This window comes from Idiomarina sp. Sol25 (genome assembly GCF_033052775.1).
Lineage (GTDB): Bacteria > Pseudomonadota > Gammaproteobacteria > Enterobacterales > Alteromonadaceae > Idiomarina.
In genome coordinates, this window is the sequence record NZ_JAUPEW010000200.1 from 1 (window position 1) to 250 (window position 250).

General features: G+C 62.0%; 1 protein-coding gene. It reads left to right on the forward strand.

The window, feature by feature from the left end; genetic code table 11:
- Positions 1-250, forward strand: a 250-nt coding sequence (locus Q5L94_RS13995) for an aminotransferase class I/II-fold pyridoxal phosphate-dependent enzyme (protein WP_317498955.1), incomplete at both ends; no start/stop codon positions are given.

Consider the following 250-nt stretch of genomic DNA (forward strand, 5'->3'; position numbering starts at 1 on the left):
GTCGGCAACGGCTCGGACGAAGTGCTGGCGCATGCCTTTCACGGCCTGTTCCAGCATGGCCGCCCGCTGCTGTTTCCGGACGTGACATACAGCTTCTACCCGGTCTATTGCGGCCTGTACGGCATCGACTACCAAGCCGTTGCGCTGAACGAGCAGTTCCAGATCGACGTGGCGGATTATCAGCGGCCGAACGGCGGCATCATCTTTCCCAACCCGAACGCTCCGACTGGTTGCCTGCTGCCGCTTGAGG